The following is an 8,317-nucleotide window of genomic DNA, read 5'->3' as shown; positions in this document are numbered from 1 at the left end:
TTGGCGGGAGCTACTCGTTGCCCCCATACCTGAAAAAGCCTATGACTTCCCGACCTCCACTCGTTTGTAGGGACTACAAGAATTCAAGAAAGAGAATACTAAGAAACACAAAAGAAAATAATTAGTCAGATTGGCTTAACAAAACTCAAAAAATGATGAAATGAAAATGGAGGTAGAGTAAAGCGAGAAGAGAAAGAGGAAGAAAAAGAAAGACTTGGGCAGAAGAAGAATTAAAATGGGCAGATTTAGCAGATAAACGCTTAAATAAGCGGTTAATTAAAATAGTAGAAGATTTATCAGCCGCGCTAGAAAGTAGTGTGCCTGCCGCCAGTCGAGAGGCCGCCGCGATGCAGGGGATAGCTCTATTGTGGCATTTGCCCTCAAAGCCTTTTACAGCTTGAGCTTCAGTCGTAGGTTCTAATGCTCCAAACCGCAAAGATAATTTGATGAGTAGGCGATCGCTTTTGTCTAACTCGCAGAAAAGCGATCGCCTTTGAGGACGAGAATCAAAAGATTAAAGAGAAAAACAATTTGTTTCTTAAAATCTCTTCAATGCACGTTAATTGCAGCTTGACTACTTTCACCTTGTTCTTACAAAAGATATAATCCAGGCTCTGTATTAGAATCGGGTAACAATTGTGTACTACTTTTAACATCTTTGATTTGGCATAAATGGGCAAAATGTTGTAAGCTATCTAACCTCGCCACAAGTTCACTGAGAGTATCTAAATATTCTGCTAGAGCAATTTTTTGAGCTACCCATGCTTGGTTATATTTTTCTTGACTGTAAGACATTTCAAATTCTACGGAGGCTAAGTTTTTCTTTTCTCGAATTTGCTCAGAATTTAAAGTGCGATCACGTGTTGAAATTTGGCTGATTCGATCAACTCGCTCTAGGGTAATATACTCTTTAAATAGAGGTGTATCATAGCGATAAACAGTCGCTAAATAATAATTATCATCATTAATAAATTTATCTGTCCATCTTTCGGCAATTTGCTGAAATTTAGGGATTTCATTAGCTAATAATTGTTTGGCTTCTTGATGTTTTCCAATTTTTAGGAGCAAGTTAGCTTCTGTGGCAATGGCAACTGCCCAACCTTGTATAGAAACATCACTATTTAACATCAATTCTGCGTCTAATTCTGGAGTCACTTTCATTGCTTCACTACCGAGGAATAAACGCGCTCTGGAAGCGGTTTTCAGGGCTTCTCTGGGGGATTCATCGGAAAATCGAGAGCGATCATCTAATTCGGCTTGTAAGGAGGCTATTTCTTTAATTAATGTGGCTTGATGAAGATGTGATATTGCTTTAGCTAGGCTTTCTTGTTTTTTGCGGCTATTTTGGACTAAAAGATATAAATAAGTCAGTTGTCCAGAAATATGAGCTAAACGATTATCAAGATGATTTAAGTCTTTTAAAATAACTGTAAACCCTTCTGTAAGTTTATCGTCAAGATGGCGTAATCCTACTTCAACTCGATTAAAACCAGTTTCCATAGTATGTTGAAGATGACCTAAAGATTGTTGAATTCGGTGGAGTTTATAACCCATATAAGCAAAGCCAGCAATACTCACTCCTAAATTTAAAACACTTGCCCCCGCAGCAATTTGTGTTAAACCTAATACTGAGCCTAGAGTTTTTTCAATGCCCAGTAATTGATGACTAACTCCAATTAATTGGCTATCAAGTCCTAATAATTTATGGTAAGTCAGACCATGACCTATAATATCTACTCCTGTAGATATAGGGGCAACAGGTAAGCTTATTAATTTACTCGTAATTCCAGGTGATTCAGCTAAATGTTTAATAATCTGTCCTGCTTTTGGAGTTCCTTTCGCCCATCGGATGACACTGCCGTAGCGAACCATTTTACCACTGAGTAAGCCTTGAATAATTTCTAAGTTATTAACTAACAGATCAGTATTTATAATCATAATTTTTCTATCTTAACGATGATAAACATCAAAATTACCATAAGCTTCCATTTGAAGTTGAGGTGATATTTCAACTTGATCAGCTAGACCCACCAATTCAAAAAAAGCATCATATTTATCTAATTGATTAACATCTTTTTCAAAATTTTTATTTTCCTGATTGAGTTCAATTTTGATTAAATGGATATCATATTCTGACTCTACGCCTGGCTGCACAATATACTGCTCTAAGTTATCCCATTTATATTTTAGATAAGTTTCTTTATTTTGGCATAAATATTGAGTTGCTTTATAAAGTTTTTCACAATCACCATACTCAATTTTTCTTTTGTCTTTTAGAGAATCAATAAGGGCTGTTTGAGTTGCAGAAATCACTAAAATTAGTAAATATTTAGTTTTCGGTTGAACTGGGGTTGATGATGGAACACTAGAAGTAGAAGAAGGTAATTGTGATGGACTAGGTGACACATTACTTTTTATAGGATATGCTGGCTGTTGAAGTTGATGTTGATTAAGTAAGTAAATACTATAAGCAACGGCTGTAATAATAAATCCCAGACTTATGATAAAATTTATATCAACATCACTATGTATCTTAATTTTCTTAAAAATAACTTTAACTAAATTAAATAACTTGTTTTCTTCGGTATTTTTACTAAAAATGGAAAACATAGAAGGATCTTTTTGAATGTTCAAATCTTTCCAGAGATAATCTAACAAACTTTCTATTTTATAGCGTTTTTGTCCTTCAAGAATAGAAGGAGTGAGCCACTCAATATTTAACTTTTGACACCAAAGTATAATAGAATTATCTAAAATATAGTAAAAATCATCAGAATTAAATTTTTGTTTTCTAGATTGAATTTCTTCATAAATCTGATTAAATTTTTGAGAAAAATTGTTATCCATTTTCATTCCAAAAACTAAAATTTTTGAGATAAGGAAACCCAATACTTTAATAGGTGTGACTTTATTTAATTTCCTGTTCTACTTTTTGACGTATTTGGCTGACTTGATTTTTGTAACTTTGTAAATTAATCCAAAATTGCTTTTCTTCTTCAAAGTTAAACTGAATAATTTTTAACTGTTCATTTAAAGCAGATTCCGTCAAATCAGTAAGATTAATAACCGATTCTTGAAACTCTTCGCTAACAGCATCTAATCTTTTTATAATCAAGTCACACAAAATATTCCATAATTTATCTTTTTCTTTTTCAATTCCTTCTGACCATTGTTGACTCATTAATTTAGGAGAAGGTAACAAAAGTTCAGTATATTCAATATTTTCATATTTATTACGAGTTCTTTTTTCTTGATCAATATATTCTACAGGACGAGTTCTTGTTCGAGTTTTAGTAGTTTTAAAACAAGAACCTTCTTCATAAGATTCTGTGTAATTTTCTGATTTCGTTTTTTTGACATTTTCATAGTAAATTTCTGTTCCTACTACTTCTGATTTTTCTTGACGACGTTGTTCAATAGTATCCGTAATTTTAAATAAATTATCTGGTAAAAATAGTAAGTTTTGGGTCAAGCGTTGGCGTACATCGCTAATTACAGCTTGCTCAAGGTTAATCGAGGATAACTCTTGCGAATACAAACAAACTTTTAACCGTTTGATTTGATCGTTAACTAAAGATTGTAAAGCTTCTGTAAACATTTTTTCTTGAGTTTGTAAGGCAAACTCTGCCCTTGCTGTAATAGCTTGACGCATCGTGTAATAAAGTAACCGAACATAACGTTCATCATGTTCTAATTCTTTGACCGCTTTTTCGTCATCTGCACGTACTTGGCGGTATAAAGAATCTGATTGAGAGGTAAATTTTTTCATCCTACGGCTTACATGATCGTAAGCTTTAGCAATATCTTTGGCTAATGGAGGCGTAATGACTTCTCTCAATTGGTTTTCAAGATCATAACAAGATACTTCTTCTTCTTCATCAGACCCAAAAGCATTACTTACAGGATGAATTAGAGATGCCGTTAAATCTGCTTGCACTTGATTAATAGCCTGAAAAATTAGGGAAAACCCTTTACGTCCCTTTTTTTCAGCGTCTTCTTTAATCTTAATACGAATTTTAGGATCTTTATTCTTTAAGCCTTCAATCAACTGCTTTATTTCCTCTTGAAAATTAGAATCAACTTTTTTGATATTCTTCTGTAACTCCTGACGGATTTTAGTAATCTTATCTCTTTCTGCTTCAACTTGTTCTTGATTATAAATTTGGCGAGAATCAATTAAAATATTAAGAACATCTGATAAAACATCAAAATAGGTAAAAACATCCAGCAAAGCTGGCAAAATCACCAACTCCGAAAAGGATTCTTGAACTCTAACTTGAATACAATGCCATAACGCTTCTCCTCCACTCCATTTAAAAGCATAACGAAGAATTTCTCGTACGATTTCATCATTGATAGGTTGATCTCTTTTGACGGTTCTTTTTACATTACTAAACCAGTCATTTAACTCAAAATCCTTTTCGGTTTTTTCTTCAATGGTATTTGCACAATCTCGAAAGAAAGCTTTAAGTAAATGCGCTCGCTCCTCTTGAGTTACAGTTGAGGAAGTATTTAACGGAGTTGTTCCCCAAGCACATTGGGCATAATATAAAAGACGAGCATTAAAGGGAATTACATCAGGTAATTTTGAAAGGTCTAAAACCTGTTTAATTTCTTCTTTTAATTTCGCCAAGCGCACTTCAAGAGGTAAATCATCCGAACCTCGATTATCTACCCGATTTAAAATAAAAATCATCGAATCAGTGCGCCCTTGAAGATACTCAACAACCCGTTTCAATTCACTTAATAAACGCTGTCTGTGTTCCTCGTCAACCTGCATATAATCAAGAGCAACCAAACTAAACGCTTTACCTACCTGTGGCTGAATAATGGCTAAATTTGTTCGATCTTGTACAGATTTTAAGCCAGGTAAATCTAAAAATTCTATTCCTATCCCTTTCGGTAAACAGGATAAATTGAGATCGCAAGCTGGCAATAAAGGAATATCAACGGTTATCTGTGGGGCAATATAATCCTTTTTTTTGCGTGCTTCATGATAAGTGTGCATTACCTCTTGAGTACGTCTATAAAGCTCTTCATCACTTAATCCTGTCCATTCTCCTGTTTGCCAAACCGCATCAGGAGTTGATTCTATGATTAATTTTCGTTCTTGGGAATGTCGCAGTTTTAAAACTCCTCCACTCATTTCTCCCGCTTCAATGGGCGCGATGCGTCTCCCCATCAAAGCATTGACAATAGTAGATTTACCCGATGAAGTTGTCCCAAGGGTGGCAATACATAAGCTGGGATGTTCTAGTCTTTGAACGGCTTCTTGATAAACTTGTTGAAAATCTTTTAGACGAGTCTTAATCTCATCATGAATAAAAACTTCAGGGAAGGCATTAACTAAGTTAGAAAGGCTTATTCCTAAGTCTTTTAGAAAGGTTCGGGTAAGTTCTAATTTGGACTGAACATCCATTATATTGACAGTTCCTTTGAACGGAAATTAAACACTTACCTCAAGTATTCCCTCAGAAGCATCTAAAACTAACAGTATCTCTGAACCGTATGAGAAGCCAAAAATGTCTGATAAAGGCGATCGCACCTGCTCAAATAACGATCGCCTTCCCGCCGCCTTAAAAATCGTCTTCTCCCCAGTCAGGTTCAAAGGGCGATTCCCTTGAAGCCTCCGCAGTGTGATTCGTAACTGGCGTTTCCTCCTGCTCTACCTGCCCCGAACTATACCGAGTCGGGAAGTCCTGATACTCTTGCCACAACCCCACAAGAAACTGTCCTGTCTCGCTACTTTTCGAGATGAGCAATGATGAAAGTGGTTCTCCTAACAACTTCACCTTACGATCGCGTCGTTCAACCACTGCTTCATTTCCAATCCCATCAACCGAAGGAGACAGTCTTTTAACAGGGACAATAAACGGGGCTTTTCCCTCGCCTTTGTGAATACCTAACTCAAGATCTAAGACGGTTAAAGCATGGGCGCGGTCACTCAAAGTCTTGGTTGGTTCACCGCGCATTTTGAAGAAGACTCGTTCAATTTCGCCTCGAAACTGTCTAACTTCAGCGTCAAATGTACCACCTGTACCTCTGCCCATACTTAACTGTAGAGGAATGCGATGTAGAGGCTCATTGTTCTGATCCAAGAAAACTAACAGATATCTTGTTCTGAAACGATAATTTTCTTTATCGCTCTCGGCTAATTGTCCATATTTGCTTAACTGTCCTTTGTTATATGCTTGCCCTGCATAGTGCCATCCTCTGTTCGTCTTCTCTTGAACTTCAATACCTGCACTCTTATGGAGGACAGATACCCTGATATGCTGCGTTAGCCAACCATCGACTTGTTTTGGTTGTGAAGTATCCTCACCAAAGGTCAGACGAGTCGGGGTAAACCAGTCATTAGCAGTAAACTCAACCAACTTGGCTTGTTCATCAGGAACAAACCAACCGTAAGGAGGCTTGTATTGTTGTATCTGAGCCAATGTCAGGTTAGGGGGATTTTGGACTTGTAAATAGGGAATAGTCGAAGATGCTTTGACATCTTCATCAAATTCTTGGAGGTAGTCAGTTTGAGTATCAAGAGTGTTCATTGTTATGTTCCTTGTTTAGTACAGTGTTAATGTTCGTGATTTGAATGACGTGTTTAACTAATGCAATTGTATTAGTTATTTGAAAAGAAGGAGAGGTTAAGCAGGACGACGTATTTCGTGACTTTGAACCAAATTCTCAGAAATAATTCGTACCAATCCAGTTTGCAATGAGTGTTCCAACTCAAAACAATTGCATTTACAGAGACGATTGGTTTTAAGTTCTTGCAGATAGTACAAATTCTTTTCGATACTTCTGCCCAAAACTAGGTAGCATTGGTCATTACTGTTGATTAGAACTTTGTTTGACAAATTCATCACTTAATACCTGTAATTATATTCGATGGAAAAGGGTGAGCTTCATTCACTCACCCACCGCGCTTTAGGAGAAAACTTAGATGGCATCGCTTGGCACAAACTTTTCAGGTATCCAATGATAGGCAATGTCATATTCAGAGGCGTAGCCTAAGAGAGCGTGCTGGCAAAGCCAGATCCGCTTGCGGATCGCAGTTTTAACTTTTTGTCGATCTGGTTTGCTTACAGCTACCTCGACAACCAAGCTATGAAGGTGAACAGGGGTATCTTCATCTGGGTCTAATTCCTTGCTGACTAACTCAACTCTGACAGTGACAGGTTGCTCCTCAAGCAGAGGTTGAATAGCTGATCGACAGGTATCAGTGCAGAGGTGATGACGGAACGCATAATGATTGAAAACTTGGCACCAACCGCGACCTCGTGGCTCGTTGTAATCTTTAAAGAAGGGACAAACCGCACAGGTGGCTGTGGGAGCCTTTGCTGAGACTTGTGATAATACAGATGTTTGTGCCATGATGAAAGATAAGAATTAATATGTGTCATGTACTTAGTTAGGAGCGGTAATTGTGAGAGATTTGCCGCTCTTTTTAATAGGTAGTCAAGTTCTATCTAAAGACAATCGCGCTTTTACGATTTTTAAGAATTCACGCTTCGTGAATCGGTGAGCAGATTGTTAAGTTAGATGTTGTCATTTGAACTTGAAAAAGAATGTTGCTTTTTAAAGAAAAACCATTCATCCCTATCTAACTATTAATTATACAAGTCTGTCTTGGATTAGTCAACAAGTCTGACAATGATTTAGTAAATTTAAAGTCATATTTATACAAGTCTAACTTTGTTATTGTGCTAAAATCGACAGAGAAGTACAGTTGAGGTGTAGCGTTCTATGACTGTAAGTTTGATTAGATGGCGGTTACGTGAAGTGATGGCTCGATACAGCATCAAGGCTGTCGATCTCGCAAAAGAGATGGGCATTAGTACCAATTCGGTTTCTAATCTCCGAAAAGGAAATACAATGCCTCGACTTGATGGAGACTCCTTAAATAGTCTGTGTAATGCACTTAATAAATTAGCACTCGATTTAGATGAAGAAATTACTCCAGTAACTTTAATTCAATACAGCCGTGACTTTGAACCAGTTGATGAGTCAAAAGTATTGAAAACGGAAATTTCAACCAAAAGAGGACAAAAAGAAATAGGTAGTAGTTTAAAAAAGGACAGTCAAACCCGTTCACTACTACCGATTCTTCCTCAATCTCAATCGGCTTGAACAGTGCAGCACTTGTATCATTTTCTCCAAAAATTAGCGATCGCCCTTCCCCGCCAAGAGAATATGCGATCGCCATTGCTCGCCCCAGTCCTTTAATAAACTAGAGTCACTATGCTCACGGGGTGACGAGTAGCTGAGAGCTAGAGAATATCTAGCTTTTAGAACTTTGTGCCACCTAGAAGATGAAGAA

6 protein-coding genes and 1 pseudogene are annotated in these 8,317 nt (G+C 36.8%); 2 read left to right on the top strand and 5 right to left on the bottom strand.

Annotated elements, in window-relative coordinates; genetic code table 11:
• Positions 1-221 precede the first annotated feature (221 nt).
• Positions 222-401: pseudogene (locus C7H19_RS25435) on the top strand (IS4/Tn5 family transposase DNA-binding protein); the annotation flags it as partial.
• 190 nt (positions 402-591) lie between these two features.
• Here the strand turns inward: C7H19_RS25435 and C7H19_RS24530 are convergent.
• The 5 genes from C7H19_RS24530 to C7H19_RS24510 form a co-directional block, all read right to left on the bottom strand.
• Positions 592-1,938 carry a hypothetical protein gene (locus C7H19_RS24530; protein WP_106459531.1) on the bottom strand — a complete coding sequence of 449 codons (1,347 nt, stop codon included), beginning with the start codon at positions 1,936-1,938 and terminating at the stop codon, positions 592-594.
• A 12-nt stretch (positions 1,939-1,950) separates the two neighbouring features.
• A complete protein-coding gene (locus C7H19_RS24525; protein ID WP_146136588.1) occupies positions 1,951-2,847 on the bottom strand; it encodes a hypothetical protein in 897 nt (298 codons plus the stop codon).
• A 61-nt stretch (positions 2,848-2,908) separates the two neighbouring features.
• Positions 2,909-5,419, bottom strand: coding sequence for a dynamin family protein (locus C7H19_RS24520; protein ID WP_106459529.1), 2,511 nt, complete (start codon positions 5,417-5,419; stop codon positions 2,909-2,911).
• A gap of 157 nt (positions 5,420-5,576) precedes the next feature.
• The gene (locus C7H19_RS24515; protein WP_219907746.1) at positions 5,577-6,545 is read right to left on the bottom strand and encodes a DUF5895 domain-containing protein; all 969 of its coding nucleotides are present in this window, start codon (positions 6,543-6,545) and stop codon (positions 5,577-5,579) included.
• A 391-nt stretch (positions 6,546-6,936) separates the two neighbouring features.
• Positions 6,937-7,371 carry a hypothetical protein gene (locus C7H19_RS24510; RefSeq protein ID WP_106459528.1) on the bottom strand — a complete coding sequence of 145 codons (435 nt, stop codon included), beginning with the start codon at positions 7,369-7,371 and terminating at the stop codon, positions 6,937-6,939.
• Positions 7,372-7,743: 372 nt separating this feature from the next.
• On the opposite strand from C7H19_RS24510, the gene C7H19_RS24505 reads away from it, so the two are divergent.
• The gene (locus C7H19_RS24505) at positions 7,744-8,127 is read left to right on the top strand and encodes a helix-turn-helix domain-containing protein (protein ID WP_219907745.1); all 384 of its coding nucleotides are present in this window, start codon (positions 7,744-7,746) and stop codon (positions 8,125-8,127) included.
• Positions 8,128-8,317 lie beyond the last annotated feature (190 nt).

The organism is Aphanothece hegewaldii CCALA 016, from assembly GCF_003007785.1.
Taxonomy (GTDB): domain Bacteria; phylum Cyanobacteriota; class Cyanobacteriia; order Cyanobacteriales; family Microcystaceae; genus Chroococcus; species Chroococcus hegewaldii.
This window is presented reverse-complemented; position numbering and strand designations above follow the sequence as displayed.

Bases quoted from the DNA above. Each gene is read 5' to 3' on its own strand.
- C7H19_RS24515 (WP_219907746.1), bottom strand. From the start codon at position 6,545: ATGAACACTCTTGATACTCAAACTGACTACCTCCAAGAATTTGATGAA.
- C7H19_RS24505 (WP_219907745.1), top strand. From the start codon at position 7,744: ATGACTGTAAGTTTGATTAGATGGCGGTTACGTGAAGTGATGGCTCGA.
- C7H19_RS24525 (WP_146136588.1), bottom strand. From the start codon at position 2,847: ATGGATAACAATTTTTCTCAAAAATTTAATCAGATTTATGAAGAAATT.
- C7H19_RS24510 (WP_106459528.1), bottom strand. From the start codon at position 7,371: ATGGCACAAACATCTGTATTATCACAAGTCTCAGCAAAGGCTCCCACA.
- C7H19_RS24530 (WP_106459531.1), bottom strand. From the start codon at position 1,938: ATGATTATAAATACTGATCTGTTAGTTAATAACTTAGAAATTATTCAA.
- C7H19_RS24520 (WP_106459529.1), bottom strand. From the start codon at position 5,419: ATGGATGTTCAGTCCAAATTAGAACTTACCCGAACCTTTCTAAAAGAC.